This is a genomic window from Actinomycetospora sp. CA-101289 (assembly GCF_050955895.1).
Lineage (GTDB): Bacteria > Actinomycetota > Actinomycetes > Mycobacteriales > Pseudonocardiaceae > Actinomycetospora.
Map to the genome: position 1 here is coordinate 5938399 of NZ_CP192093.1, position 24606 is coordinate 5963004.

Here is a 24606-nt window from a genome sequence, read left to right on the forward strand (position 1 = left end):
GGGCTCGTGCGCGCTTGCCCGTGTCCTGGCGCGGACAAGCGCGCACAGCTCTTGACCTCGACCTTCGTCCAGGCCGGAGCCTCCTCGGTGATCGAGACCCGAGGAGGAGCCATGCGCGTGGTGCAGGTGGAGGAGTTCGGCGGACCGGAGGTGCTGCGGCCGGCGACGGTCCCGGACCCGGAGCCCGGACCGGGCGAGGCGGTGATCGCGGTCGCCGCGGCCGACGTGATGTTCCTGGACACGCTGCTGCGCTCGGGCTGGGGCGAGGACTTCTTCCCCGTGGCGCCGACGTACGTGCCGGGCAGCGGGGTCGGCGGGCTCGTGGCCGCCGTCGGCGCGGACGTCGACCCGTCGTGGACCGGCGTGCGCGTCGTCGCGGACACCAAGCAGGACGTCGGCAGCCGCGAGATCCCGGTCGGCGGCTACGCGGAGCGCGCCGTGGTCGCGGAGTCCGAGCTCATCCCGGTACCCGAGGCCCTCGACGTGCCGCATGCGGTCGCGCTCCTGCACGACGGCCCGACGCTGCAGTCGCTGCTGGACGCGGTGGCGGCCCGGACGGGCGAGCGGGTGCTGGTCGCCGCGGCCGCCGGGGGCGCGGGGGTGCTGCTGGTGCAGGAGCTGACGCGGCGGGGCTTCGAGGTCGTGGCCGCGGCGCGGGGCGACGCGAAGACCGGGCTCCTGCGGTCGCTCGGGGCCGCCGAGGTGGTCGACTACGGCGAGGACGGCTGGACCGACCGCGTCGGCACGGTCGACGCGGTCCTCGACGGCGCCGGCAGCGCGCTCGGACGGGCGGCGTTCGGGCTGGTCGTCGAAGGCGGCCGCTTCGTCTCGTACGGCACCGCGGGCGGCGAGTTCGCCTCGCCCGACCCCGACGAGGCCCGCCGCCGGGGGATCACGGTCGTCGGCCTGACCGACCTGCCCAGCCTCGACCGCGCCCGCCGCCGGGCCCTGGTCGAGAAGACGCTGGTCGAGGCGGCGGCCGGTCACTACCGCCCGGTGATCGGCCAGACCTTCGCCCTCGAGAAGGCGGCGGACGCCCACGCGGCCATCGCGGCCCGGGCGGCGGTGGGGAAGACGTTGTTGGTGCCGTAGAGGCGGTCGGCGGCCCAGGGGCGATTTCTCGGGTGCCGTTCCTACTTGCCCGGCAGGGGCGGGAGAGCGGCGACGATCCGCTCGGCGACTCGTTGCCCGAGTTCGCATGGATCGCGGCGGTCGCCGCTCGACCCACTTTGGTACTCCGAAGAGTTGAACAGTAGTCCCTGGTCGTCCGCGGTGCCAACCGTGAGCGTGCACGACAAATCGCTCGCGCTCGATTGTTCTTGCACTCCGGGAAGTCCGCCCACGGTGACCGGGCGGAATATTGGAAACTGCCGAGCACGATAGGCCCCGACTAGAGGATCGTTTGTCGTCGCGACAACCATTGATATGTAGCGTTCACGATTGACGCCTTCGTGAACGCAAGACCGCTCTCCTGTGGACAACGACTCGACACGCCCCTCAGGGGCGAATCCGAGTTGCACCCACACCTCCCTTGTCAGGGCAGCGCAGGGGTTGGAGGCGAAGGACTCGATAGCCCGTGGTGTCCCTACCTCCGGCGCTCCGAAGCGATCCTGGTTGGGAGGGACCGGCTGAGGTGCCCCCGTTTTGGTGCATCCTGCGAGAAACAGCAAGACCAAGACAGCACTGAAACGCCTCACCCTCGGCCCTCGTAGCCGAAGGCCGAGCGCTGGTCGCTTTCTCGGTACAACTCGAACCCAGCACGAAGCGAAGCAACCAGGCGGTCGATTTCCGCGACGCCCTCCGTGAGGGCCTGCAGGAAGGACCGCGGACCTTCGACTGCGGCCTGTCCCAAGATCTCCGCTGCCTCCAAGCTCACGTTGTCCGCCGCGGGCGGATTCACCTGGCCCAGGCGCACGGCTTCGGCCTTGACGCTCTCAAGCTCGCTTCGGGCCTGCTCCAGCTCCTTTATCGCCTGCGGTGCCTCGGCGATGTTGACCTCGAACATCCCGCCACCGATGCCGTCCAACCCACCGGGTGCGCTCACGGTCGCCGTCCTCCTCGAGAGATCTCCGAGCAGGACGACACGGTAGCCACACCCACGCCCCCGCGGGGGCCGCTTCGCCCAAGACACCGAGCAGGAACCGTGTCCTCAGGACACGGCTCTCGACCTCCTTGGGGCTGCGCGCGCCGGAACGCAGGCCGAGGGAGGAACCGGGTCCTCAGACCACGGCTCCTCCCCGACCAGCCTGGCCCCTATGACCGCGCCGCGTTCGCGTGCACCGCATCATGGACGTACTGCGCCAACCCCGGCGCCATGTCCTCGTACGTCTTGGTGAAGCGGGGGTCGGACACGTACATCTCCGAGATGTTCGCGTGCATCTCGGCCGGGCAGTCGTAGAACCACCGCGTGATGTGCCGGCGGTGGTCCTCCGCGGCGTCCATGGCCGAAGGCGAGTCGGCCGGCTCGCCCGCCTGCAGGGCCTCGACGAAGCGGGCGTTGATCCCGTCCGCCTCGGCCTTGATCGCCTGCCAGTCGGCCTTCGTGTACCGCGAGGTGCGCTCCTGGGACTGGCGCCACGCCTCGGTGTCGCCCCAGCGCTCGCGCGCCTCCTCCTGGTACTCCTCCTTGAAGTCCTCCCCGAACAGCTCGCGCTGCTCCTCGGGGGTCAGCTGCATACCGGACACTTCCGCCTCCAGGGCTCGGTCGATGGCCGTGACGAGCTCGCCGAGCTCGTCCAGCCGGGACATGACCGCGGCCCGTTGCCGGCGCAGGTGCGCGGCAACGTCGGCCCCGGGGTCGTCGAGGAGGACCGCGACCTCCTCGAGCGCGAACCCGAGCCGCCGGTAGACGACGACGTGCTGCAGGCGCACGAGGTCCTCGTCGGTGTAGAGCCGGTACCCCGACGCGCTCCGCCGGCTCGGGCGCAGGAGCCCGATCTCGTCGTAGTGGTGCAGGGTCCGGACCGTCACCCCGGAACGCTCGGCGACCTGACCCACCGTCCAGGTGGTCGTCCCCTGTGCCGTCTCGGTCATGGCACCACCGTGGAGCCTCTCGTCGCGTGAGGGTCAAGCGTCTCCCGTGGACCGTACGAAACCGATGAGCCGCGGGACGACCGTTCGCGGCACCTCCCCGGCCACGTCCGGGCGGAAGGCGTCGCCGACGACGTCCGCCTCCGGCTCGCCGTACATCTCCAGGCGCTCGACCGTGCAGTGCTCCATCACCTCGCGGATGTAGGGGTCCGACAGCGACCAGTGCGCCACGATCGCCGCCGAGTCCGGGTACAGCTGGAAGCTGTGCGCGATCAGCGCCTCGTCGTCGATGAACACCTGCACCGCGAGCTGCGGTCCGTGCTCCTCGACGAACGCCACCCCCTGCTCGACCGCACGGCGGAACTCCTCGAGATGACCCTCCTTGATCCGCATCGTGTTGTGCAGCAGGAGCGGGGCGTGCCGGGAGGACCTCACGACGCCACCCCCGACGGCAGCAGGAGCGTCGAGTCGCCGAACTCGTGCCAGAGGTAGCCCTCGCGCACGGCCGCCGCGTAGGCCCGCCCGACCAGCTCCGGGCCCGCGACCGCCTCGAGCAGCGCGAGGTGGCTCGCCTCGGGTTCGTGCAGCCCAGAGATCAGCCCGCCGACCGCGCGGGCGGGGCGGTGGGCGCCGAGGACGAGGTCGGTCCAGCCGTGTCCTGAGGACACGGTGCCGCCGAGGTCGGCCACGGTCTCCAGCGCCCGGACGACAGTCGTCCCGACGGCGACGACGCGCGCGCCCACCGCCCGCGCCGAGTTCACGAGCCGCGCCGTCGCGGGCGGCACGACGAAGCGCTCGGGCGACGGCGGCTCGTGCTTCTCCGGGCTCGACACCCCGGCGTGCAGCACGAGCGGGGCCACCGTGACCCCGTGCGCCATCAGCCGCACCAGCAGGCGCTCCGAGAGCGGGCGCCCCGCGCTCGGCATCTCCGCGCTGCCGGCCTTGGTCGCGTAGACGGTCTGGTGGTCGGCCAGCGGGAACCGGCCGGCGAGGTGCCCGTACGCGATCGGCCGCCCGTACGCCGCGAGGTAGCCGGCGAGGCCGACCCGCGGCCACGGCCGGGCCCGCCACAGCCGCCGGGGCGCGTCGTCGTCCGGGTACGGCGCGACGAGGGTGAGGACGACTCCGGGCGCCACGAGCCGGTCGCCCGCCACGACGGCCGTCTCGGGTCCGTCGGGGCGGCGCGGTTCGACGACCCAATCGCCGTCGTCGACCGGCGTCGCGACGTGCAGCGTCATCGCCCGCCCGTCGTCGTGCCGGACGTCGAGCGCGGCCGGGAGCGTCGCGGAGGTGTTGACGACGAGCAGGTCGCCGGGGTCGAGCACGTCGGCGAGCTCGCGGAAGCGCCGGTGCTCGACGCGGTCGGGCCGGGCGACGAGCAGGCGCACCCCGTCGCGGGCCAGCCCGCGGTGCTCGGGCGGCTCGTGCGCCTCGGCGCCGGGCGGGAGGACGAAGCGGGTCGCGGGGATGACGGTCACGCCGTCACCACCAGGTCCGCGGCGCGGTACCGGCCGCCGGGCAGGTCGCCCTCGATGAGCGCCCGCAGCGCGGGCACGACCGTCTCGGGCTCCGGCCGATCGCTGATGTCCTCGCCCGGGAACGCCTCCTGGTGCATGACGGTGCGCATGTCGCCGGGGTCGACGACGTACACGCGCCACTGCGGGTTCTCGACGGCCAGCACGGCGGCGAGGTGCTCGAGCGCTGCCTTCGACGCGCCGTAGCCGCCCCAGCCGGCCATCGGCTCGGCGCCGGCGTCGGACGTGATCGCGAGGATGCGCGCGCCGGGCCGCAGCAGCGCGCGCACCGCCTGGACCACGCCCAGCGGTGCGAGGACGTTCACGCGCAGGACCTGCTCGAGGACGTCGAGGGGGTAGTCGGCGAGCTCGGGCTGCGGGCTGGGCCCCAGCAGGCTCGCGTTGAGGACGAGGAGGTCGAGGCCGCCGAGGTCGTCGGCGGCCTCGGCGAGCGCGGTGCGGTGGGCGGGGTCGGCGACGTCGCCGGGCACGTCGACGACCCCCGGCAGGCCCGCGACGGCGTCGGCGAGCTGGTCGCCGTGGCGGGCGTCGACGACGACCCGCCAGCCGTCCTGGGCGAGGTCGGCGGTGAGGGCGCGCCCGAGTCCGCGGGACGCGCCGGTGATGAGTGCGGTGGGGTGCTGCGAGGTCATGCCTCGACGGTGCGACCTCGACGACGGTGCAGGTCAAGCGCGTGTTCGCACGAGCAAAGACTCTCCGCGTTCGCCCACGCCGCGAGTGGCCGTCGTGGTCGGCTTCGACCCGTCGCCGACGGGGGGAGCCGATGTGCGCTGGGTCCGGGGTACGGGCGGGCTGGTCGCCGCCGTCGCCATGGTGGTCATGCTCGCCGGAACGGCCGTCGCCGACGTCCCGGTCGGGTCGGCGCGCTACGTGCCGTGTCCGCCGCCGACCGGCGACGCCTCGCGGTACGTCGGCGCCGCCGCGCCGTTCCGCTGCCACTCGGCCGTCGCCGATCCCCTCGGCAACACCGTCGTCCTGCGGCAGGGTCGGTCCGACGCGGGCCCGAGCGCGTTCGGGATGCTGCACGCGCTGGTCGACCACAACGTCGAGGACCACGTCATCGAGCGGGTCGTGAGCACAGCGTTCCCGCTGACCGCGCCGCGCGGCCGTGTCCGCTACATCGCCGAGTTCCGCGTCGAGGGGCAGGGGACGATGAGCGTGTGGGTGGAGGCCGACCCTCGGCCGTCGAACCAGGCGCCCGACGACCAGCGCTTCGGCGTCGTCACCGCGTACTGCAAGGTGCCGTTGTCGGCTAACCCGGAGAACAAGTGTCCGGACTGGGTCAACGACACGCTGCCCTGAACCCCCTGGCTAGCGTGAGGTCGTGCAGCCCCGAGACGTCGAGACGCTCGCGCGAGTGCTCCGCGAGCAGTACTCGCCGACGGCGCTGGACCCCAGCGTCTCAGCGGCGACGGTCGTCGAGGACGCGGACGGCTTCCGCCGCCTCGTGGTCCCGCGCAGCGAGCAGACCGAGCCGTGGCGCAGCCTGGCGCTGATCGACGCCCGCGCCGTCGGCCCCGTGCTCACGGTGGTGTTCTCGTGGGACGACGGCGCCGATGACGGCACCGTGTTCGTCCTGCCCGTGGACACCCGGGACGTCGACCTCGACGTGGGTGACGACCAGGCGGTCACGACCTACCTCAGCCACCTCCTCGAGTTCACGGTCGGCGGCGACCGGACGGCGTGGGAGGCCGCGCGGAGCACGCCGCTGTCACCGGGGCTGGCGGTCGTCCGGCCCTGGTGAGCGCACGGGCCTTGCGCCGCGATTCCGCACGGAGTCGACTCGGCAGATCGCCGACGGGGGAGGCCACGATGACGACGATCTCCGGGGCCCGGCTGTTCGACGGCACCGACGCCCGCGGCGTGAGCACCGTGACCGTCGAGGGCGGCGTGGTCACCGCGGTCGAGCCCGGCGAGCGCGCGGGCGACGTCGACGGCCGCGGCGCGACGCTGCTGCCCGGCCTCATCGACGCCCACGTGCACCTGCGCGGCGCCGGCAACCTCGGCCAGGCCCTGCGCCACGGCGTGACCACCGTGCTCGACATGTTCTCGGCCCCGCCGCAGTTCACCGCCGTGCTGCGGGGGCGCGCGGCACGCCGCAGCGACGAGGCCGACCTGCGCAGCGCGGGCCTCATGGCCGGCGCGGTCGACGGCTGGCCCGCGGTGATGCTGCCGCCCGACCCCTCCGGCTGGCGCATGCCGGGGCTCGCGGGACCCGGGGACGCCGAGCGGTTCGTGACCGACCGCCTCCGCGAGGGCTCCGACTACCTCAAGATCTTCGTCGAGAACGCCGCCGACGTCTCCCGACCGACGCTCGCGCCCGAGACCGTCGGCGCCCTGTGCGCCGCGGCGAGCGCGCACGGGATGCTGACCGTCGCCCACGCGCCGACCCGCTGGGCCTTCCGCACCGCGCGCGCCGCGGGCGTCGACGTCGTCACCCACCTCCCCCTCGACGGCCCGCTGGACGCCGCCGACGACGAGCTCAGCGGCCTCGTCGTCTGCCCGACGATGACGATGATGCGCGCGCTCACCGACACCGCCAGCACCGAGGAGCTGCTCGCCGACCCGCGGCTCGCGGCCGGCCTCGACGCCGAGGTGGTCGCCGCGATGCGCTCCGGCGACCGCGGCGGCCTGCCGACCAGCTCCGCGCCCGGCGCGTCGTACGACCACGCCGAGGACAACCTGCGGCGCCTCGTCGAGGCCGGCGCCACGATCCTCGCCGGCACCGACGCCAACGACGTCCCGGGCCACGCGGCAGCGGTGGTGCACGGGGCGTCGATGCACCTCGAGCTCGCGCTGCTGGTCCGCTGCGGCCTGTCGCCCCGCGACGCGCTGCGCGCCGCGACGGCGACGCCCGCGAGCGTCTTCGGCCTCCCCGACCGCGGCCGGATCGTGCCCGGCGCGCGCGCCGACCTGCTGCTCGTCGAGGGGGACCCGCTGACCGACGTCACCGCCACCCGCGACGTCCGCGCCGTCTGGCGGAGCGGGGAGCGCGTCGATCGGTGAATCTCGCGGTGTCTCGCGTCGACGCTAGACAGGCGCATACGCCCCGATCGACCACCACGAACGTCGTCGATGGCCACAACGGGTGAAGCCCCGACCCTGGCTGTCCCACCGCGACACAGGGCCGCGACACTGGGCGGGCGTCGCGACTTCCACGCCGGGGGGCAACCATGACGTCCACGCAGGAGCTCCGGGTCGCGGTCGGCCTCTCGCCGCCGAAGGCCTTCGACACCGCCTGCCGCATGGTCGTGGACTACCTGTCGCGCTCCATGCCGCTCGACGCCTGGGCGGTGACGCGCGTGGCGGACGGCCAGCAGACGATGCTGGTGATCGCCGACCACGGCTACGGCCTGGAGCCCGGGCTCAGCACCGCGTGGACCAGCTCGATGTGCCAGTACATGATCGCCGGCGCCGCTCCGCGGATCGTGCCCGACACCCGCGACGTCCCGGACCTGGCGCGCATCGCCTCCGACGCCGCAGCCCAGGGGATGACCGTCGGCACCTACGTCGGCACGCCCATCGTCACCGGCGACGGCGCGCTGTTCGGGACGGTCGTCGGCCTGAACCGCGAGCCGTCCGACGCGGAGCTCGTCGACCAGGAGCCGCTGCTCGACCTCCTGTCGAGCCTGCTCTCGTCGGTGCTCGAGGCCGACACCGTCGCGGTCGACTCCGCGCGGGCGCTCGAGCGGGCGGTCAGCGACGCCGAGACCGACGCGCTCACCGGGCTGCTCAACCGCCGCGGGTGGGAGCGCTGGCTGGCCCGCGAGGACGAGCGCTTCCGCCGCTTCGGCGACCCGGCGTCGGTGGTGATGTTCGACCTCGACGGGCTCAAGGCCGTCAACGACACCGAGGGCCACGACGCCGGTGACCGCCACCTGCGTCACTGCGCCGCGGTCCTGCGCTCGACGATCCGCAGCACCGACCCCGTCGCTCGCCTCGGCGGGGACGAGTTCGCGCTGGTGGCGCAGGTCGGCACCGAGGACACCGCCAACCTCGTGGAGCGCCTGCGCGAGGCCCTCGACGGGGCCGGCGTGCCCTGCTCGATCGGCGCGGCGCCGTTCACGCTGGCCGCGGGCTTCCCGGAGGCGTGCGCCGAGGCCGACGCCGCGATGTACGGCGACAAGCGCGCCCGGCGCGGCGGCGACCACCGGGCCCCGCAGCCCCAGAAGCCCCCGCCGAGCCTGCCGACCGCCTGAGCGCGTCTCAGGACGTGAGCTGCGCGGTGGCGGTGGCCGCCGCGTTGCGGATGTGCCGGACGCACGCCTCCGCGGCGACCTCGGCGTCGCGGGCCTCGACGGCGTCGACCACCGCGCGCAGCTCCTCGGCCGCCTCCGCAGGCCGGCCGGGCGCGGACAGCGACGTCGCCCGGAGCAGGCGCACCCGCGCCTGGAGCCCGGCGAGCGTCTGCTGCAGCGGCCCGCTCGCCGAGCCGTCCATGAGCACGGCGTAGAACCGGTCCTTGGCGCCCAGGTGGTCGTGCACCTCCCCGGCCGCCGCGCTGCGGGCGATCTCGTCGACCGCCGCCCGGAGCGCCCGCACCTGCTCCTCGCCCGCCCGCTGGACGAAGCGCCGCACGGCGAGGGCCTCGAGCGAGGCGCGCATCTCGTAGATGTCCGCGGCGTCCGACGCCGACAGCGACGTCACCTCGGCGCCGCGCTGGGGCACGACCGTGACCAGGCCCTCGGCCGCGAGCTGGCGGATGACCTCGCGCACCGTCGCCCGTGACACCCCCAGGCTCTCGGTGAGCTCCCGCTCGATGAGCCGCTCGCCGGGCCGGAGCCGCAGGTCGAGGATCGCCTGCCGCACCCGGTCGGTCACCTGCTCGCGCAGCGGGGCGGCGACGCGCGGGAGCGGTTCGGCCCCCCACACCGACGACGTCACGTGTGGATCGTGCCATCCCGTCCCGCGAGCTCCGCCAGGATCGGGGCGGCGGTGGTCGCGGCGTGGAGGCCGACGACGCTGGCGATCTCGAACATCTCCAGGATCTCCGGCACCGTCGCACCGAGGCGCAGTGCGTTGCGCAGGTGCAGCTTGAGGCCCGGCACGTAGAGGTGGGTCGCCGAGGCGTCGAACGCGCAGTACACGAGCTCCTTGACCTTCGGCTCCAGCGTCCCGGTCCGCCAGGGCACCGACGAGAACGCGACGTAGGCCTCGAACAGGTCCGGGTCCAGCTCGAGGATCTCGTCCCAGAACGTGTGCCAGTAGCCGCGCGTGGCCGTGAACTCGGCCTTGAGCCGCTCCTGGCGCGGGTCGAGCGGCGCGGGCCCGTCGCGCAGGCCCTCCTCGACGAGTACCTCGACCAGCAGCGGCACGCCGATGTTGGCGGCGTGGATGCCGAGCGTGCTCGTGAGCTCGAGGACCTCCATGACCTCGTGCGGCGTGGCGCCCGCGTCGAGCGCGGCCGCGACGTGCTGGCGGACGCCCGGCGTGTGGAGGTGGGTGGCGGCGGCGTCGACGGCGACGTGGAGGAGCTCCCGCACCTTGGGCGTGAGGGCGCCGGGCTCACGTCGCCAGGGCACCGCGGAGAAGTCGAGACTGGCGCGGACGAACGCGGGGTCGAGCTCGAGCATCCGGTCCCACGGCTCGCCCCACGTCCCGCGCACGCGGACGAACTCGTCCTTGATGGCCTGCTGCTCGTCGGTGAGGGTCACGACGGCTCCTCCCGGTCGCGCAACCACCGGGCGATCTCGGTGTGGTCGGCCGTGGGCCCGAGGTCGGCGAGTGCGGCGTCCCAGAGCTCGACCGTCGCCGCCGCGTGCCGGGACGGGACGCCTGTGGTCGCGGCGAGGTCGAGGGCGATGTGGATGTCCTTGACCAGGAGGCCGATCGAGAACCCGGCGCCGTAGGTGCCGGGCAGGATGTGGTTCGGCCACTTGTTCTCGGTCGAGCCGCTGCGTCCCGACGAGCCGTTGACGACCTCGAGCATCACGGCCGGGTCGAGCCCGAACGCCTCCCCGACGAGCACCGCCTCCGAGCTCGCGACGAGGTGGGCGGCGGACATGAGGTTGTTCAGGGCCTTGAGCGCGTGCCCCGCCCCGACGGGGCCGACGTGCCGGGGACGGCCCATCGCGGCGAGCAGCGGTTCCAGGTCCGCGACGACCTCGTCGGGGCCGCCCACCATCACCGCCAGCGTGCCGGCGCGGGCCCCGGAGACGCCGCCGGAGATCGGGGCGTCGACCAGCACCCGGCCGGTCTCGGCCAGCGTCGCGGCCAGCGCGCGGGTGCGCAGCGGCTCCGACGAGCTCATGTCGACGACCACCCGCGCGGCGTCCAGCTCGGGCACCACCGCCTCGACGACGTCGGAGCTCGGCAGGCACAGCAGCACCGCCTCGGTGTCGACGGCGGTCTCGCCCGCCGAGCCCACGACCGTCGCGCCGGGCACCGCCGCCGCGCACGCCTCCCGGGCCTCCTCGGAGGCGTCGTACGCCCGCACCGTCACGCCGGCGTCGACCAGGCGCGACACCATCGGCGTGCCCATGCGTCCGAGGCCGACGAAGCCGACGGCCCGGTTCACGAGTGCTCCCGCAGCTCGGCCAGCACCCCGTCGGCGACGCGGAACGCCTCGAGCCCGGCGGGCGCGCCGCAGTAGGCCGTGGCCTGGAGCAGCGCCTCCTGGATCTCGGTCTCGGTGGCGCCGTTGGTGATCGCGCCGCGCACGTGCACCGCGAGCTCGTGGGACCGGCCCAGCGCGGTGAGCATCACGAGGTTGAGCAGGCTGCGGGTGCGGCGGTCGAGGCCCGGCCGGTCCCACACCTCGCCCCAGCAGCAGCGGGTCACGTACTCCTGCACCGGCCGGGAGAACTCGCTGACGTTCGCCATCGACCGCTCGACGTGGTCGGCGCCGACGACCTCCCGGCGGATCGCCAGGCCGCGCTCGAACCGCGCGTCGGTCCCGTCGCGGTTCATCGGCCGGCCTGCCCGTACTCGTCGGCGGACACCTCGTGGAGCCACGTCGTCGGGCCCAGGGAGATCGCGAGGTGGGTCATGATCGTGTCGGGCCCGCCGCCGTGCCAGTGCTGCTCACCGGGCGGCACCCAGACGACGTCGCCGACGGTCAGCGGCTGCGGCGTCTCCCCGTGGGTGCACACCCACCCGGTGCCCGCGGTCACGACCAGGATCTGGCCGCGCTCGTGGTGGTGCCAGAACGTCCGCGCGCCGGGCGTGAACGTGACCGAGTTGATCGTGTTCCCCTCGGTGGTGGTGGGCAGCACCGGGTCGCCCCACACCGTGCCGGTGAAGGTCTCTCCGCGTGCCTGAGTGGCGACGCCGTCGGCGCGGCCGTGGACGATCTTCACGAGGCCTCCCCGTTGCTGGGCTGCTGGATCCGGACTCCGCCGGCGAGGTCGCCGAGGGCGTCCACGACGCGGTTGGAGATGACGTCGCCGTAGCCGAGGTGCGCGGCCAGCCCGAACGACGCGAGGGGGCCGGCGGCGTTGAGCGAGGGCACGCCGAGGCGCCCGAGCAGCTCGGTGTAGAGCGTGACGTCCTTGGTCATCAGCCGGCTCGTCAGGCCGCCCTCGAGGTAGTCGCCCTCGACGATGCGCGGGAACCGGTTGCTCGACGCGAACGACTGCCCGCTGCCCCCGTTGACCGCCGCGAGCAGGGTGCGCAGGTCGAGCCCGGCCCGCTGCCCGGCCACCATCACCTCGGCGGTCGCGGCGAGCGTGACCGCGTTGAGGAAGTTGTTGAGCAGCTTCGCCGTGTGCCCGGCGCCGACCGGCCCCAGGTGGTGCACGGTCACCGCCAGCGGCGCGAGGACGGGGCGGATCGCGTCGACCGCGGCGGCGTCCCCGCCCGCCATGATCGTCAGCGTGCCCTTCTCGGCGGCCGCGGCCCCGCCGGAGATGCCGGCGTCGAGGAAGGTGACGTCGCGGGCCGCGGCCTCGGCGGCCAGCGCCACGGTCGACTCGGGGGACGCGGTGGACAGGTCGACCACGGTCGTGCCGGGGGCCGCTCCGGTGAGCAGGTCGCGCACCACCGGCTCGACGACGCTCGAGTCCGGCAGCGAGAGCAGCACCGTCGCGCAGCGCCGCGCGACCTCGGCGGGGTTCGCGGCCGCCTCCGCACCGACGTCCTCCGCCCGGCCCGCGACCGCGTCGTGGCCGACGACCTCCCACCCCGCGTCGACCAGCCGGCGGGCCATCCGCCCGCCCATGTTGCCCAGCCCGATCACGCCGACCCGCGTCATCGGCGGCTCCCCTCCACGTCGATGCGGATCACGAGGTCGTCGATGCCGGTGCCCTGCGCGCGGCCGGGGAAGCGGCGACCGACGTCGGTGTCGTGCCCGGCGACGAGCACCCGGCGGGGGCGGTGCGCGAGGTCCCGCAGCGTGTCGAAGCCCGCGTACATCGCCTCGAGGTCGGCGACGACGAAGAACGGCCGGTCCTCGGTGAGCTCGTCGTAGAAGTGCAGGGCGTCGGCCGCGAGCACGACCTCCCCGCTGGTGGCGGTGATCCGGGCGATGAGCTGGCCGGGGGTGTGGCCGCCGACCTCCATGAGCGCGAACCCGTCGCCGAGCTCGCAGTAGCCGGAGAACGTCGTCACCCGGCCCTCCTCGGCGGCCCGGGCGAGCGCGGCGATCTCGTCGGGCTCGGTGGCGTGCGCGAACTGGACGCGCCCGGCGTGCGGGCCGGTCCAGAACGCCAGCTCGCGCGCGGTCATGACGATCTCTGCGGCGGGGAAGCGGTCGAGGTTGCCGATGTGGTCGTAGTGGGCGTGGCTGACCACGAGCCGGTCGACCCGCGCGGCGTCGATCCCCAGCGCGGCGAGCGCCTCGACGGGGTCGACGAGCACCTCACGCCCGCGGCGCCGCCCGACCTCGGGGTCGAAGCCGCAGTCGACCACCGTGGTGCGCCCGCCCCCGCGGACGACCCAGAAGAAGTAGTCCATGCGGAACGCCTCGTCGGGCTCGCCGTAGACGTGCCAGTTGAGGTAGCTCTCGGCGCGGGTGGTGGTCCGGGTGCCGTAGCGCACGGCCAGGACCTCGTGGTCGGTCACGTCGGCTCCCCCCGCAGCCGCGCGAGCACCGGGAGCAGGTGCTCCAGCAGGCCGTCGGGGTCCTCGGACATCGGGAAGTGGCCGCGGCCGTCCATGACGACGAGGTGACCGCCGAGCTGGTCGGCCGCCCGCCGGCTCATCTCGGTGGTCGCCGAGTAGTCGTACTCGCCGCTGAACACGTAGAGCGGGCAGGTCGCGCGGCCGAGCGCCGCGGCGATCGGCGGGAAGTCGATCGAGTAGAACGCCGTGTCGCCCTGGTAGATCCCGGGCCCGTTGCTGGCGTAGCCCCACAGCGTCTGGGCGCGCGGCCCCGCCGGGCTGGTGGGGGCGATCAGCCCCCCGACCCAGCTGGCGAGGAAGCCGGAGTGGTCGACGTCGGCGCGGTGGGTCCACTCGACGAAGCGCCCGGGCCGGCCGAGGCCGCCCTCCAGCGCGCAGACCCCGGAGAACCGTTCGCCGTGCTCGGCGGCGAGGTAGAGCGCGATCGCGCCGCCCATCGAGCAGCCCAGGAGCACCGGCCGCTCGAGCGCCAGGGCGTCGGCGACCGCGAGCACCGTGGTCGCGTAGGTGGCGGTGTCGAGGGTGTAGCGGCGGTGCTGCCAGTCGTCGGGCGGGTCGGAGCGCCCGTGCCACGGCATGTCGAACGCGATCACCTGGTGGTGGTCGGTGACCCGGGGGTCCTCGAGCAGCCCCCGGAACTGGCGGGAGTCGGCGCCCGCGGTGTGCAGGCAGAGCAGCGGCGGGCCCTCGCCCGCGGTCTCCACGAAGATTCTCCGACCGTCGTCGAGGTGCAGGTAGCGCCCGACGGAGGGGCCGAACCCGGGCGGCGGCGGCGCGGGGTCCGGGCGGCGCTCCCGGGGCGTCCGTTCGGCGTCCCGCAGGGCGTCGAGGAACCGGTCGACGACCGGTGCGTTGCGGGCCCACACCTCGCGCCGGCCGGTGACGCGCTCGTCCCCCCGGGTCGCGACGAGGGCCTGCGCCGTCGTCGCGCCCCGTGGCGGCGGGACCGTGCAGAACTCGGCCCACTCGGCGTCGGACACGGCGAAGCCGACGTCCCAGGTCGCGTTGATGCCCGGGGCGCCCTCGGCGTGCACGTGGCCGTCGGCGACGCGGACCAGGCACCGGTCGTCACCGATCTCCAGGAGCAGCGTCCAGTCGGGTCCGGGCGGCAGCCCGGCGAGCAGGTCGTCGGTGAGCGTGGCCGGGAGATCGAGCCCCACGGCGCCTCCTCGTCCTCGTTGACAGCGGCGGTGACCGACCTTACGTTGCCGATTGTCTGACAGCCAGACACTGCACGGGATCGTCGGCGCCGCGGCCGCCGAGGACGAGGAGTGGTCTCGATGACGAGTCACGAGCAGCCCGGAGCGGCCACCTCGACGGCGGCGACGGCGGAGAGCCCGGAACGCGTGGCGAAGCGGAGGTCGGCGACCCGCGGGGCGTTCTTCGCCGAGTTCGTCGACATGTTCGACATCTACCTGCCGACCGTGGTGCTGACCCCGGCGCTGATCTACTTCCAGCCGCCAGGACAGGTCGACCCGGGGACGGCGGCGATCTTCACCTCGCTGGTCTTCGTGACGACGCTGGTCGGTCGGCCCATCGGGGCGGCCGTGTTCGGCGCGCTGGCCGACCGGCTCGGGCGTCGGCGCAGCACGATCATCTCGGTGACCGGCTTCGGCGTGATCACCCTGCTCATCGCGCTGATCCCCGGCTACGGGACGCTCGGCGTCGCGTCGTACTGGCTGCTCATCGTGCTGCGCTTCCTCGACGGCATCTGCCTCGGCGGCGGCTACACCGGCGCCCTGCCGCTGGCCATGGAGTACTCGACGAAGAGCCGGCGCGGGCTCCTCGGCGGGGTCATCCTCGCGGCGTTCCCGCTGGCCTACGTCGTCATCACGCTCGTCGGCCTGGCGTGCTTCGCGCTCTTCCCGCTGGCCGGGCCGGACTCCGCGTACGCGGTGTGGGGGTGGCGCGTCCCGTTCGTGCTCGGCGCGCTGCTGGCCTTCGCCCTCGCCGTGTACTACGTGCGCAGCGTGTCCGAATCGGAGATATGGCAGGCCGCCGAGGCGGCGAAGGCCGAGGGCACCTCCCAGGGCGGGGCCGGGCGCCCGCTGCTCGCCGTCCTGCGCAGCCCGGCGTTCCTGCAGGTGTTCGGGATGATGACCGGGTTCTGGCTCACGCAGAACCTCGTGACGCTGTTCCTCCCGACCACCGTGCTGCGCAACCTCGTCGGGCTCTCGAACAACCAGCTCACGGTCACCCTGCTGATCGCCTACGTGTGCCTCGTCGGCAGCTACATCGCGGCGGGCGTCATCGGCCAGCGCATCGGGCGACGACGGTTCTTCGTGATCTCCGGAGTGCTCATCGCGACGGTGGGCGTGGCCGTGATGGCCGTGCTCGTGAACGGCCGCGGCCTGCCGCTCGGCCTCGTCATCCTGGTCGTCGTCGTGTTCTCGATCGTCGTGACCGCACCGTGGGGCGTCGTACTGCCCTACATCACCGAGCGGTTCCGCACCGACGTGCGCGCCTCCGGCTTCGGCCTCGGCTTCAGCGTCTCGGTCGTGATCCCGTCGTTCTATGCGTTCTTCCTGGAGGGCCTGGGCGGGGTCATGCCCTACGCGGTCGCCGTGCTCGTCCTGCTCGCCCTCGGCGGCCTCCTCGGGGCCGGCGGCGCGCTCGCGGGTCCGGAGACCAAGGACGTCGACTTCGAGTGAGGTGCGCTGCGCGCATGTGAGCACTTCTTGGTGCTGGAGCACTACGAAGTGCTCACGTGCCGTCAGGCACCCCTGTAGGCGCCGGCCTTGATGTCCTCGAGCAGGCCGGGGCCCGTCGGCGTCCAGTCGAGGACGCGGCGGGTGTGCTCGCTCGCCGCGGACATGTCCAGCCCGAAGAACATCCCGATGAACCCGAAGTGCTCCACCGCGTCCTCGCGCGCCACCGCGGTGACGGGGACGCCGAGCGCATCGCCGATCGCCTGCGCGATCTCGCGGGACGGGACCGCCTCCTCGGCGACGGCGTGCAGCCGCGACCCGGCCGGCGCCGACTCGAGCCCCAGCCGGACGAGGCGGGCGGCGTCGGTGACGTGCACCGCCGACCAGCTCGTCGCGCCGTCGCCGACCGACGCGGAGACCCCGTGGCGCCGCGCGGCGTCGGTGATGATCGCGATGAAGCCGCCGTCGCCGTCGCCGTGGACGGTGGGCGCGAACCGCAGGCTCACGGTGCGCACGCCGCGGTCGACGTAGGCGAGCGCGAGGTTCTCCGCGCCGCCCCGCGGTGACTCCGGCCCGATCGCGGGCGACGGGTCGGCCTCGGTGGCCGGTCGCCCCGTCGTGAGCCCCGCGACCCCGGCGGCCAGGACGAGCGGCCGACCGGTGCCGACGAGCGCCTCGGCGAGGGTCTCGACGGCCGCGCGCTCGGCGCGGTTCGACTCGGCCATGTTCGCCCAGTCGTGCTTGTTCGCCAGGTGGACGACCCCCTCGGCGTCGACCGCGCCGCGGCGCAGGGCGTCGAGGTCGTCGAGGTCGCCGCGCAGGACGGTGGCGCCCTTGGCCTCCAGCGCGGACGCCGAGGCGTCGGAGCGGGCGAGGCCGACGACCTCGTGGTCCGCCGCGAGCAGCTCGTCCACGACGGCGGAGCCGATCCAGCCGCTGGCCCCGGTCACGAAGACACGCATGGTGTACGACCTCTCTGTTGATGACAGTTCCTGACATCACTGTAGACCGCGATGTCAGACGCTGTCATCAGTAGGCTGTGGCCCATGGTCCGCTGGAAACCCGGGGCGCGCGAGCGGCTGCAGGCCGCCGCGCTCGAGCGGTTCGGCGCCCAGGGCTTCGACGCCACCACCGTCGCCGAGATCGCGGCCGCGGCGGGCCTCACCGAGCGGACGTTCTTCCGGCACTTCGCCGACAAGCGCGAAGTGATCTTCACGGGTCAGGACGAGTTCGAGGAGCTCTTCGTCACGGGCATCGAGGAGGCCGAGGCGAGCGACCCGATGGCGATCGTCGCCGCCGCGCTCGACGGCGCGACCGCGTTCTTCCCCGACGAGCGACGCCCGTGGTCCCGGGTGCGCCAGGTCGTCATCGACGCCGACCCCGGCCTGCAGGAGCGCGAGCTCCTCAAGCTCTCCGGGCTGGCCACGACGATGGCCGGCGCGCTGCGGCGCCGCGGCGTCGACCCCACGGCGGCGGCCCTGGCCGCGGAGAGCGGCGTCGCGGTGTTCCGCGTCGGGTTCGCGACGTGGATCGCCGAGGGCGAGGAGCGCCCGCTCGCCGAGATCCTGCGCGCCGTGCTGGCGGAGCTGCGGTCGTTGGTGTGCGCTCCGCGCACGTGAGCACCACTCGGTGCCCCAGCACCAAGTAGTGCTCACATGGGCGGAGCCCACCTCTGCTGCTCGGCGAGGAAGTGCGCCGCGTCGGCGGTGGCGGGGTAGAGCGCCCGGTAGTGCGCGTGGAAGGCGTCGTAGCGGGCGGTGCGCTCGGGGTCGGGGCGCACGACGTCGACGATCGGGTTCCAGGTCGCGGCGTCCGCGTCCAGCCCCAGGGCTCGCGCGGCGAGCAGCGCGTCGCCCAGTGCCGCGCCCGTCGTGTCGGCGGGGATCTCCTGATCGGAACCGGTCACGTCGCTGACGATCTGCGTCCACAGCCCCCCGCGCGTGCCCCCGCCGACCGCCACGAGCCGGGGTGACGGGCCACCGGCGTCGCGGAACGCCTCGAGGTTGTGCCGCACGCCGTGCGCGGTGCCCTCGAGCGCGGCGCGGTAGAGCTCGCCGCGGCCGTGGCCCGTCGTCAGCCCGAGGATCAGGCCCCGGGCGTCGGGGTCGGAGATCGGCGTGCGCTCGCCCGCGAAGTAGGGCAGGAGCAGCAGGCCGCGGGCGCCGGGCGGGACGGCGGCCGCCTCGGTCGTCAGCGTCGCGTAGTCGGCGCCGACCAGGTCGCGCAGCCAGGCGGTGATCGCGCCGGAGGTGGCCATGCCCGCGGCCGTGGTGAACGAGCCGGGCGGGACGCCGCGCGTGGCCCAGAGCGCCGGGTGCCGGGCCGGCGCGTCCGTCACCTGCACCAGGAACATCGTCGTGCCGTACATGACCATCGTGTCGCCGACGGCCGCGACGCCGACGCTCGCGGCCTCGGCCCAGGCGTCGACCGTCCCGGCGATCACCGGGATGCCCTCGGGCAGCCCGGTCTCGCGCGCGGCCCGGCCGTGCACGGTGCCCGCGACGTCCCCGGGCCACAGCAGCCGCGGCAGCGCCAGGCCGGGCGCGACGATGTCGGACCAGTCGCGGGCCCAGTCGCCGGCCTCGAGGTCGTACATCGGGTCGCACTGGCTGGCCGAGTGGTGGTCGAGCACGTACTCGCCGGTCAGGCGGTGGACGAGGTACGACGACGCCATGAGGAAGCGCTCGGTGCGGGCGTACACGTCGGGCTCGTGGCGCTGCAGCCATCGCCACTTCGGCCCCACGGCCTGGCTCGACAGCGGGGTGCCGCCGCGGGCGACGATCCGCTCCGCGCCCAGCTCGTCGGTCAGCTCGGCGATCTCGCGCGTCGCCCGGGTGTCGACGCCGTAGAGGATCGCCGGGCGCAGCGGGCGTCCGTCGGCGTCGGCGGGCAGCAGCACCGGCCCGATCCCGCTGACCCCGACCGCGTCCGGCGTGCCGTGCGCGAGCAGCTCGCGGGTCAGCGCCGCGAAGTCCGCCCACCAGACGTCCTCGGCGTCGTGCTCGACCCACCCGGGGTGCGGGGACGACGTCGCGTGCTCGACGTCGGCACGCGCCACGACCGTGCCGTCCCCGTCGACCAGGACGCCCTTGGACGACGAGGTGCCGATGTCGACGCCGAGCACGAGGGGCACGCGCACAGACCCTAGGTGACGTCACGGCGCCGTCCAGGTCGCGAGGCGTCCGTCGAGGTGGCGCCGTTCGACGTCGTTGCGGGTGGCGTCGACGGCCCGTCGCATCAGCGCGCGGGCCTCCTCGACGCGGCCGAGCTGCCAGTGCAGCTCGGCACGCAGCACGAGCGCGCGGTGGTCCTCCGGTGCGGTCGTCGCGGCGTCGAGCGCCTCGAGCCCGGCCGCCGGTCCGCGCGCGACGGCGACGGCGGCGGCGCGGTTGACCAGCACCGCCGGGGCCGGCATGACCTCGCGGAGGCGGTCGAAGAGGGCGACGACGGCGTCCGGGTCCGCGTCCGGGTGGACCTGGAGCGCGGCGATCGCGGCCTGGAGCACCCAGCGGCCCGGCCGGTCCCCCGCGAGCCGCACGGCCCGTGCCGCATGGTCGAGGCCCTCGCCGACGTCGTCCCACCGCCAGGCGGTGCGGTCCTGGTCGGCGAGGGGCACGAGGTCCCGCGCGGTCCCGAGACGGGCCGCCCGGCGCGCGTCGGTGAGCAGCAGGAGCGCCGAGAGCCCGAGCACCTCGGGCTCGTCCGGGAGCAGCCGACGCAGGAGGGCCGCCAGCCCCAGGGCCTCGTCGCAGAGCTCCGGGCGGACCAGCTCGGGACCCTCGGTGGCCGCGTGGCCCTCGGTGAACAGCAGGCCCACGACCGTGAGGACCGCGCCGAGCCGCTCGGGCCACGCCGACCGGGGCGGGATCTCCAGGGCGATGCCCGCGGTGCGGATCTTCCGCTTCGCGCGGGTCAGGCGCTGCGCGACGGTCGCCTCGCTCGTCGCCATCAGCCGGGCGGTCGCCGCGGAGGTCAGCCCGCAGAGCATGCGCAGCGCGAGCGGGATGCGCGCCGCGTCGCCGAGGGCGGGGTGGCAGCAGGTGAAGACGAGCCGCAGGAGGTCCTCGGCCCCGGTCTCGGCGCCGAAGGGGTCGTCGAGGTCAGCCGCGTCGACGGTCGGCGGAGCCGCCACCGCGGCGAGGTGGTCGTCGGCCACCTTCTCCCGCCGCAGGCGGTCGAGCACCCGCCGTCGCGCGACGGTCTGCAGCCACGCCCCCGGACGGTCCGGGACGCCGTCGCGCGGCCACCGGTCCACCGCGGCGGCGACGGCGTCGGCCGCGGCGTCCTCGGCCCGGTCGAGGTCGCCGCACCACCGCGCGAGGCCGGCGACCAGGGTCGGCCAGTGCTCGCGGTGGACGTCGGCGACGGCGACCTCGAACGGGACGGCCACGGCTCAGCCGAGCTCGGTGAGGGCCCGGACCTCGACCGAGCCCACCTCCGTTCCCGGGCACGCACGCGCGTGACCGAGCGCGGTGTCGAGGTCCGGCGCCTCCACGACCCAGAAACCCCCGAACGACTCGGCGACGTCGGCGAACGGGCCGTCGGTGAGCACCGCCTCGCCGTCACGGACCCGGAGCGTCGTCGCGGTGTCCGCGGGCTCGAGCTGCTCGGCGCCGCGGAGCACGCCGGACTCGGCCAGGGCCTGGGTGAAGGCGACGAACCGGCCGAACAGGTCGGCGTGCTGATCGGGCGGCAGGGCACCGAGGGCCTGGCCGTCGACGTTCGACATCAGGATGTAGCGCATCGAAGAACCTCCTCTCAGGCGAAACGGGTCTGCAGAACGGTCAGCGTGCCGTCGAGGGCGCGTCCGGCGCGACGCGGGAACCCCAACAGCTCGACGAACCGCCGGCTGCGCTTGGCCGAGTAGTCGAACGTGCCGTGGACCTCGGTGCCGCCGGGGACCTCGGCGAGCTCCCATCGCCAGACGTGCCGGCCGGTGTGGCGCCACGCGATCCGCGCGTCCGGGATGTACTCGACGACCGTGTTGACGGTCCGGTAGCCCTTCATGCGCATGGTGAACTCGTCGCCGTCGGCGAGCCGCTCGGGGCCGTCCGCCAGGCCCTTGACCAGCCCCGATCCGTCGAGCGCGGCGTGCGCGCGGGGGTCGGCGAGCACCGCGAACACCGCACTCGGCGGGCCCGCGACCACCGCCGACCGGGTCACGAGGTGGGGCTGGGCATCGGTCATCGTGCTCATGTCGTCCTCCGGGAGGTGCGGGGCCCGTCGCCCCGTGCGGAGGTCCGACGCGCGAGCACCCCGGATTTGGACAGGTCGCCGGGAAGTTTTCCGCCTCGGGTCATCCGTCCAGCCACTGCAGCCACGTCCCGTGCCCGTCGACCCACGCCGATGGCCGGTGGCCGTCGCGTACGAGCAGCGACGGCGTGGGGCCGGGCGGCGGAGCGGGCAGGTCCGCCGGCGGTGGGTGCGGCAGGTCGGCGAGCACGGCCGCGGCCTCGTTGGCCAGCCACACCGCGCCCAGCTCGCCCACCGCCTCCGCGAACGCCGCGCGCCGGGCCGTGGGCACGTAGGCCAGCACGGCGGAGTGGAACACCACGAGAGTCGCGTCGGGCGGGGCCTGGTCGGCGAGGGCGTGGAGGTCGTCGACGAGGTCGCCCCGCACGACGCGCGGCGGATCGGCGCGCGCGACGGCCGCGGCCGCGTCGAGCCGCTCGGCGCGCCCCTCCTCCCCCGGCCACAGCAGGCAGGCGAGCCAGCGCAGGTCGTCGGGGTCGGCGACGTCGAGGGGCTCGAGGTCGATGCCGGCACGCCAGACCACCTTCGGTGCCCGCGACGGCAACGGCGCCGGACCCCGCACCTCGCAGGTCAGCAGCGGCGACCCCGCGATGTGGACGTCCCCGCCGTCGGCGCGCCGGTAGTGGTAGCCGTAGCGGTCGGGCAGGAGGCACAGCCCGGCGCTCGCGCCGACCTCGAGCAAGGCCAGCGGCCCGTCGATCTGCGCCAGTGCCGGCAGGAGCGTGGCGCACCGCGCGGGCTCGTTCGTCTGCGTGCGCCGGGCGCGCATCGTCGCCGCGACCTCGTCCCGGCGCCCCAGCACGACGTCGCGGAGGGCGGCGCGGTCGGACGGCAGCCCGGCGAGGTACCGGACCGTCGCGAGCAGGAGGTTGGGCTGGCGCTTGCTGGCCGGGCGGTCTTCGAGGAAGGCGACCAGCTCCGGGTCGTCGGCCACGCCCAGGGCCAGCTGCTCGTAGAGCGGGCTCCGGCCGTGGGCCTCGTGGAGGGCGAAGCGCCGGTAGTTCTCGGCGACCGTTCGCTCAGCCTCGTTCCCGATCACCAGGCCAGCGGCAGCCGGTGCAGACCGTAGATCAGGGTGCGGTGGCGGAACTCCGGCTCGCCGGCCAGGCGCAGCGTCGGGAACCGCTGCAGCAGGGCCGGGAAGGCGACGCGCATCTCGATCCGCGCGAGCGGGGCGCCGAGGCAGTGGTGGATGCCGTGGCCGAAGGCGAGGTGCGGCGACGGGGCGCGGGTGACGTCGAGGTCCTCGCCGTGCTCGACGGCCGCCGGGTCGCGGTTGGCCGCGGCCAGCGACGAGATCACCAGCTCGCCGGCCGCCACGGGGTGCCCGCCGATCGTCGTGTCCTGCGTCGCCGCCCTCGGGAAGCCGCCGTGCACGACGGTCAGCCAGCGCAGCAGCTCCTCGACCGCCCCGTCGACCGCGGACGGGTCGTCGCGCACGCGGGCGAGCTGGTCGGGGTGCTCGAGCAGGGCGAGCGTGCCCAGCGACAGCATGTTCGACGTCGTCTCGTGTCCGGCGACGAGCAGCAGGTTGCCGATGCCGATGAGCTCGTCGTCGGTGACGTCGTCGGAGTGCTCGCGGATGAGCATGCCGAGCAGGTCGTCGCCCGGGGCGCGGCGGTGGCGGGCGACGAGGTCGAGCATGTACTCCCGCGACGCGTCGGCCAGGCGCATCCGCTCCTGGGGCTCGATGGTGCTGTCGAGCTGGCGGGCGCTGCGCTCGGTGAACCCGCCACGGTCGGCGTAGGGCACGCCGAGCAGCTCGCAGATGACCATCGACGGCGCGGGCAGCGCGAAGTCGGCGACGAGCTCCGCCTGTCCGGCCGACGCCATCGCGTCCAGGTGCTCGGCGACGATCTCCTCGACGCGCGGGACCAGGCGCTTCATCCGCTTCACCGTGAACTCGCGGGTGAGCATGCGCCGCAGCCGCGTGTGGTCCGGCGGGTCCTGGCCTAGCAGGTTGCCGGCCTGGCGCCGGCGGAACTCCGCGGTGTCGCGCCCGGCCGCGACCAGCGCCGGCGGCGCGGGCACCGCGTCGAGGCGGAAGCGCTGCGGGTCGCCGTGCAGCTCGCGCACGTCCTCCCAGCGGCTGACCATCGTCGCCTCGTGCCCGAACGGCGTCCGCACGCGCGCGGTCTCGCCCGCGTCCCGCAGTGCGGTCACCTCGTCGAGCACCGCGAACCCGTCGCGCTGGGCGGCGAGCTCCCCGGACCACGCGTGCGTCACCTGGTCGGTCATGAGGGTCCTCCCGTGGGACGGCGACGCCCCCGATGGTGCTCCCCGTCGGCGCGGGCCGCCTCGCCGTCGACCGCTTCGTACCGATCCAGGCGTGTCGCGATGCCGTCGAGGTAGGCGCCGACCGCCCGCTCGAGGATCCCCTCCTCGGCCAGGACGTCGTCGCCCTCGAAGCCGCCCTCGTACCAGAGGCGGGTCATCGCCGGGTAGCGCTCCTCCTCGAAGTAGCGGTCCCAGAACACGGCGTTGACCGACGACCAGTACTCGGCGATCCCCACCCCGGTGCGGCGGACCTGGTCCTGCTCGCTGGTGGAGTCGCGCGCGAGACCCGTGACCAGCGAGCGCAGGGCGACCGCGGCGTTGGCGACCCCGGCGGGCGACAGGCCGATGTCGAGGAACGCGGCGAAGAACGCGTCCTCCATCGCCAGCACGTGCGGGCCCATCGGCAGCCGGCTGCCCTGGTCGAGGACCCAGGGGTGGCGCGCGTAGAGCGCCCACAGCTCCCGGGCCTGGCGGGCGGCGGCCTCGCGCCAGGGTTCGTCCGGGCGGGGATACAGCTCGCCGGTGATCTCGGCGAAGGCGTGGTCGACCATCAGCGCCACCAGCCCGTCGCGGCTCTCGACGTGCGTGTACAGCGACATCACCCCGACGCCGAGGTCGGCGGCCACCGCGCGCATCGAGAGGTCGTCGAGCCCGCCCGCGTCGGCGCGGGCCGTGGCCGCGGCGACGACCTGCTCGCGCGTCGTGCGCGCCGGCCGCCCGCGTCCGGTCGCGCTGCCGCGTCCCCAGAGCAGGTCGAGGTGGTGCTCGAGGGGCTCGTCGCCCATGCGCCCTCCCTTGCCTTT

General features: G+C 74.5%; 29 protein-coding genes. 7 read left to right on the top strand and 22 right to left on the bottom strand.

The window, feature by feature from the left end; genetic code table 11:
- The first annotated feature begins 111 nt into the window (after positions 1 to 111).
- Complete coding sequence (locus tag ACQPX6_RS29500) at positions 112 to 1092, top strand: zinc-binding dehydrogenase (RefSeq protein WP_433784354.1); 981 nt, start codon at positions 112 to 114, stop codon at positions 1090 to 1092.
- 41 nt (positions 1093 to 1133) lie between these two features.
- Here ACQPX6_RS29500 and ACQPX6_RS29505 read toward each other — a convergent pair whose 3' ends face one another.
- From ACQPX6_RS29505 to ACQPX6_RS29530, 6 genes are all read right to left on the bottom strand, one after another.
- Positions 1134 to 1697, bottom strand: coding sequence for a DUF3558 domain-containing protein (locus ACQPX6_RS29505; RefSeq protein ID WP_433784355.1), 564 nt, complete (start codon positions 1695 to 1697; stop codon positions 1134 to 1136).
- The gene (locus ACQPX6_RS29510; RefSeq protein WP_433784357.1) at positions 1694 to 2044 is read right to left on the bottom strand and encodes a PE domain-containing protein; all 351 of its coding nucleotides are present in this window, start codon (positions 2042 to 2044) and stop codon (positions 1694 to 1696) included. Before ACQPX6_RS29510 ends, ACQPX6_RS29505 begins: the two co-directional genes overlap by 4 nt.
- 209 nt (positions 2045 to 2253) lie before the next feature.
- The gene (locus ACQPX6_RS29515; RefSeq protein WP_433784359.1) at positions 2254 to 3033 is read right to left on the bottom strand and encodes a MerR family transcriptional regulator; all 780 of its coding nucleotides are present in this window, start codon (positions 3031 to 3033) and stop codon (positions 2254 to 2256) included.
- 33 nt (positions 3034 to 3066) lie between these two features.
- The gene (locus tag ACQPX6_RS29520; RefSeq protein ID WP_433784360.1) at positions 3067 to 3465 is read right to left on the bottom strand and encodes a hypothetical protein; all 399 of its coding nucleotides are present in this window, start codon (positions 3463 to 3465) and stop codon (positions 3067 to 3069) included.
- Entirely contained in the window at positions 3462 to 4508 is a 1047-nt protein-coding gene (locus ACQPX6_RS29525) for an S-adenosylmethionine:tRNA ribosyltransferase-isomerase (RefSeq protein WP_433784361.1), read from the bottom strand. Before ACQPX6_RS29525 ends, ACQPX6_RS29520 begins: the two co-directional genes overlap by 4 nt.
- Positions 4505 to 5197, bottom strand: a complete 693-nt coding sequence (locus ACQPX6_RS29530) for an SDR family NAD(P)-dependent oxidoreductase (protein WP_433784362.1) — start codon at positions 5195 to 5197, stop codon at positions 4505 to 4507. Before ACQPX6_RS29530 ends, ACQPX6_RS29525 begins: the two co-directional genes overlap by 4 nt.
- A 133-nt stretch (positions 5198 to 5330) precedes the next feature.
- On the opposite strand from ACQPX6_RS29530, the gene ACQPX6_RS29535 reads away from it, so the two are divergent.
- From ACQPX6_RS29535 to ACQPX6_RS29550, 4 genes are all read left to right on the top strand, one after another.
- A complete protein-coding gene (locus ACQPX6_RS29535) occupies positions 5331 to 5867 on the top strand; it encodes a hypothetical protein (protein WP_433784363.1) in 537 nt (178 codons plus the stop codon).
- A 22-nt stretch (positions 5868 to 5889) separates the two neighbouring features.
- Positions 5890 to 6309 (top strand): hypothetical protein, encoded by a 420-nt coding sequence (locus ACQPX6_RS29540; protein WP_433784364.1) that lies wholly within the window; start codon positions 5890 to 5892, stop codon positions 6307 to 6309.
- A gap of 68 nt (positions 6310 to 6377) precedes the next feature.
- A complete protein-coding gene (locus ACQPX6_RS29545; RefSeq protein WP_433784365.1) occupies positions 6378 to 7571 on the top strand; it encodes an amidohydrolase family protein in 1194 nt (397 codons plus the stop codon).
- A 167-nt stretch (positions 7572 to 7738) separates the two neighbouring features.
- On the top strand, positions 7739 to 8764 hold the full coding sequence (locus tag ACQPX6_RS29550) for a sensor domain-containing diguanylate cyclase (protein WP_433784366.1): 1026 nt from the start codon (positions 7739 to 7741) through the stop codon (positions 8762 to 8764).
- A gap of 7 nt (positions 8765 to 8771) precedes the next feature.
- Here the strand turns inward: ACQPX6_RS29550 and ACQPX6_RS29555 are convergent, their stop codons facing one another.
- From ACQPX6_RS29555 to ACQPX6_RS29590, 8 genes are read right to left on the bottom strand one after another with little or no spacing between them, the layout of a single operon-like run.
- Positions 8772 to 9449 (bottom strand): GntR family transcriptional regulator, encoded by a 678-nt coding sequence (locus ACQPX6_RS29555; RefSeq protein ID WP_433784367.1) that lies wholly within the window; start codon positions 9447 to 9449, stop codon positions 8772 to 8774.
- Positions 9446 to 10219, bottom strand: a complete 774-nt coding sequence (locus ACQPX6_RS29560; protein WP_433784369.1) for a carboxymuconolactone decarboxylase family protein — start codon at positions 10217 to 10219, stop codon at positions 9446 to 9448. The genes ACQPX6_RS29555 and ACQPX6_RS29560 overlap by 4 nt, the downstream gene beginning before the upstream one ends.
- Entirely contained in the window at positions 10216 to 11082 is an 867-nt protein-coding gene (locus tag ACQPX6_RS29565; protein ID WP_433784370.1) for an NAD(P)-dependent oxidoreductase, read from the bottom strand. Before ACQPX6_RS29565 ends, ACQPX6_RS29560 begins: the two co-directional genes overlap by 4 nt.
- Entirely contained in the window at positions 11079 to 11474 is a 396-nt protein-coding gene (locus ACQPX6_RS29570; RefSeq protein WP_433784371.1) for a carboxymuconolactone decarboxylase family protein, read from the bottom strand. Before ACQPX6_RS29570 ends, ACQPX6_RS29565 begins: the two co-directional genes overlap by 4 nt.
- Entirely contained in the window at positions 11471 to 11863 is a 393-nt protein-coding gene (locus ACQPX6_RS29575; RefSeq protein WP_433784372.1) for a cupin domain-containing protein, read from the bottom strand. The genes ACQPX6_RS29570 and ACQPX6_RS29575 overlap by 4 nt, the downstream gene beginning before the upstream one ends.
- Entirely contained in the window at positions 11860 to 12756 is an 897-nt protein-coding gene (locus tag ACQPX6_RS29580) for an NAD(P)-dependent oxidoreductase (protein ID WP_433784373.1), read from the bottom strand. Before ACQPX6_RS29580 ends, ACQPX6_RS29575 begins: the two co-directional genes overlap by 4 nt.
- A complete protein-coding gene (locus ACQPX6_RS29585) occupies positions 12753 to 13565 on the bottom strand; it encodes an N-acyl homoserine lactonase family protein (protein ID WP_433784375.1) in 813 nt (270 codons plus the stop codon). Before ACQPX6_RS29585 ends, ACQPX6_RS29580 begins: the two co-directional genes overlap by 4 nt.
- Positions 13562 to 14785 carry an alpha/beta fold hydrolase gene (locus ACQPX6_RS29590; protein ID WP_433784376.1) on the bottom strand — a complete coding sequence of 408 codons (1224 nt, stop codon included), beginning with the start codon at positions 14783 to 14785 and terminating at the stop codon, positions 13562 to 13564. Before ACQPX6_RS29590 ends, ACQPX6_RS29585 begins: the two co-directional genes overlap by 4 nt.
- A 120-nt stretch (positions 14786 to 14905) precedes the next feature.
- Between ACQPX6_RS29590 and ACQPX6_RS29595 the strand changes: the two genes are divergently transcribed.
- Entirely contained in the window at positions 14906 to 16276 is a 1371-nt protein-coding gene (locus ACQPX6_RS29595; RefSeq protein ID WP_433784377.1) for an MFS transporter, read from the top strand.
- A gap of 62 nt (positions 16277 to 16338) precedes the next feature.
- Here the strand turns inward: ACQPX6_RS29595 and ACQPX6_RS29600 are convergent, their stop codons facing one another.
- A complete protein-coding gene (locus ACQPX6_RS29600; RefSeq protein ID WP_433784379.1) occupies positions 16339 to 17235 on the bottom strand; it encodes an SDR family oxidoreductase in 897 nt (298 codons plus the stop codon).
- Positions 17236 to 17319: 84 nt separating this feature from the next.
- Between ACQPX6_RS29600 and ACQPX6_RS29605 the strand changes: the two genes are divergently transcribed.
- Complete coding sequence (locus ACQPX6_RS29605) at positions 17320 to 17892, top strand: TetR family transcriptional regulator (protein ID WP_433784380.1); 573 nt, start codon at positions 17320 to 17322, stop codon at positions 17890 to 17892.
- A 32-nt stretch (positions 17893 to 17924) separates the two neighbouring features.
- Here the strand turns inward: ACQPX6_RS29605 and ACQPX6_RS29610 are convergent, their stop codons facing one another.
- From ACQPX6_RS29610 to ACQPX6_RS29640, 7 genes are all read right to left on the bottom strand, one after another.
- Entirely contained in the window at positions 17925 to 19412 is a 1488-nt protein-coding gene (locus tag ACQPX6_RS29610) for an FGGY-family carbohydrate kinase (RefSeq protein ID WP_433784382.1), read from the bottom strand.
- A gap of 15 nt (positions 19413 to 19427) precedes the next feature.
- Positions 19428 to 20663, bottom strand: coding sequence for an RNA polymerase sigma factor (locus ACQPX6_RS29615; RefSeq protein ID WP_433784383.1), 1236 nt, complete (start codon positions 20661 to 20663; stop codon positions 19428 to 19430).
- 3 nt (positions 20664 to 20666) lie between these two features.
- Positions 20667 to 21017, bottom strand: a complete 351-nt coding sequence (locus tag ACQPX6_RS29620) for a YciI family protein (protein ID WP_433784384.1) — start codon at positions 21015 to 21017, stop codon at positions 20667 to 20669.
- Positions 21018 to 21031: 14 nt separating this feature from the next.
- Positions 21032 to 21469: an SRPBCC family protein gene (locus ACQPX6_RS29625; protein WP_433784386.1), complete on the bottom strand. Its 438-nt coding sequence runs from the start codon at positions 21467 to 21469 to the stop codon at positions 21032 to 21034.
- Between the two features lie 100 nt (positions 21470 to 21569).
- A complete protein-coding gene (locus tag ACQPX6_RS29630; protein ID WP_433784387.1) occupies positions 21570 to 22565 on the bottom strand; it encodes a DUF2332 domain-containing protein in 996 nt (331 codons plus the stop codon).
- Positions 22562 to 23764 carry a cytochrome P450 gene (locus tag ACQPX6_RS29635; protein WP_433784388.1) on the bottom strand — a complete coding sequence of 401 codons (1203 nt, stop codon included), beginning with the start codon at positions 23762 to 23764 and terminating at the stop codon, positions 22562 to 22564. The genes ACQPX6_RS29630 and ACQPX6_RS29635 overlap by 4 nt, the downstream gene beginning before the upstream one ends.
- Positions 23761 to 24588, bottom strand: a complete 828-nt coding sequence (locus ACQPX6_RS29640; protein WP_433784389.1) for a TetR/AcrR family transcriptional regulator — start codon at positions 24586 to 24588, stop codon at positions 23761 to 23763. Before ACQPX6_RS29640 ends, ACQPX6_RS29635 begins: the two co-directional genes overlap by 4 nt.
- Positions 24589 to 24606 lie beyond the last annotated feature (18 nt).

Bases quoted from the DNA above. Each gene is read 5' to 3' on its own strand.
- ACQPX6_RS29625 (WP_433784386.1), bottom strand. From the start codon at position 21,469: ATGAGCACGATGACCGATGCCCAGCCCCACCTCGTGACCCGGTCGGCG.
- ACQPX6_RS29595 (WP_433784377.1), top strand. From the start codon at position 14,906: ATGACGAGTCACGAGCAGCCCGGAGCGGCCACCTCGACGGCGGCGACG.
- ACQPX6_RS29515 (WP_433784359.1), bottom strand. From the start codon at position 3,033: ATGACCGAGACGGCACAGGGGACGACCACCTGGACGGTGGGTCAGGTC.
- ACQPX6_RS29570 (WP_433784371.1), bottom strand. From the start codon at position 11,474: ATGAACCGCGACGGGACCGACGCGCGGTTCGAGCGCGGCCTGGCGATC.
- ACQPX6_RS29640 (WP_433784389.1), bottom strand. From the start codon at position 24,588: ATGGGCGACGAGCCCCTCGAGCACCACCTCGACCTGCTCTGGGGACGC.
- ACQPX6_RS29600 (WP_433784379.1), bottom strand. From the start codon at position 17,235: ATGCGTGTCTTCGTGACCGGGGCCAGCGGCTGGATCGGCTCCGCCGTC.
- ACQPX6_RS29530 (WP_433784362.1), bottom strand. From the start codon at position 5,197: ATGACCTCGCAGCACCCCACCGCACTCATCACCGGCGCGTCCCGCGGA.
- ACQPX6_RS29635 (WP_433784388.1), bottom strand. From the start codon at position 23,764: ATGACCGACCAGGTGACGCACGCGTGGTCCGGGGAGCTCGCCGCCCAG.
- ACQPX6_RS29550 (WP_433784366.1), top strand. From the start codon at position 7,739: ATGACGTCCACGCAGGAGCTCCGGGTCGCGGTCGGCCTCTCGCCGCCG.
- ACQPX6_RS29580 (WP_433784373.1), bottom strand. From the start codon at position 12,756: ATGACGCGGGTCGGCGTGATCGGGCTGGGCAACATGGGCGGGCGGATG.
- ACQPX6_RS29620 (WP_433784384.1), bottom strand. From the start codon at position 21,017: ATGCGCTACATCCTGATGTCGAACGTCGACGGCCAGGCCCTCGGTGCC.
- ACQPX6_RS29545 (WP_433784365.1), top strand. From the start codon at position 6,378: ATGACGACGATCTCCGGGGCCCGGCTGTTCGACGGCACCGACGCCCGC.
- ACQPX6_RS29605 (WP_433784380.1), top strand. From the start codon at position 17,320: ATGGTCCGCTGGAAACCCGGGGCGCGCGAGCGGCTGCAGGCCGCCGCG.
- ACQPX6_RS29500 (WP_433784354.1), top strand. From the start codon at position 112: ATGCGCGTGGTGCAGGTGGAGGAGTTCGGCGGACCGGAGGTGCTGCGG.